General features: G+C 33.1%; 1 protein-coding gene. It reads right to left on the reverse strand.

Going from position 1 to position 776, the window contains the following annotated elements; all coding sequences use genetic code 11:
• Positions 1-152 precede the first annotated feature (152 nt).
• The coding region (locus ACAG39_12465) for an IS110 family transposase (protein MEZ0538033.1) at positions 153-776 on the reverse strand (624 nt) is incomplete at its 5' end.

Genomic DNA, 776 nt, shown 5'->3' on the forward strand with positions numbered 1-776 from the left:
TAGACAAACGGTATAATGTCAAGAGGGTTTTAGAGAAAAATTTTTTAGATAATAAGGGCAAAAAAGGCAATAGAATATCGAGTTACTCAGTATGGGAAAATTTAACTGGTAACTTATATTAAAAGGATTATTAAATTAAAAAGAAGTATTAATTAAGTATTGTAAACATCGCCTCTTTCTTGATAAATTTGACCTTTACTGAGCATGGTAAAGATCAAAGGTATTAAACGTCTAGCAGTGAGTACGAGGGCACGTTTATGCTGATGTTTGGTAACCTCTGAATACTTCTTGCTATAGAAAGCTTTATAACGAACTGTGTGCACCCTAACACAGTTAGCAGCCTCAACAAGATAGTATCTAAGATATTGGTTACCACACTTAGCTAATGAGGTTTCTTGGGCATTAAAGTTACCTGATTGATATTGAGTCCAAACTAAGCCGGCATATTTAGCTAAAGCGGCTTCATTTTTAAAACGATAGATATCACCTATTTCAGCGATAATGCCAGCAGCAAGGACATCACCAATACCAGGGATAGTATTTAAAGTTTGAGAAAAAGCATTAAGCAATTTAGAGATTTCTTTATCGAGTTTTTTAAGTTGCTCTTGCATAAATCTAATATTTTCAAGAGTCATAGAAAGAGCTAAGTCATTAGCTTCAGCTAAGGAAGAATGTAGTCTAAAAGCACGATTAGCAGCCTTTTTTAATTCTTCAGCAATTTTATTAACATCAGAAAGCCTATTGTTGCCATTATCAGAGATGAAATTAATTAAATG

Source organism: Caldicellulosiruptoraceae bacterium PP1, from assembly GCA_041320695.1.
In the GTDB taxonomy this organism is placed as follows: domain Bacteria; phylum Bacillota; class Thermoanaerobacteria; order Caldicellulosiruptorales; family Caldicellulosiruptoraceae; genus JBGGOQ01.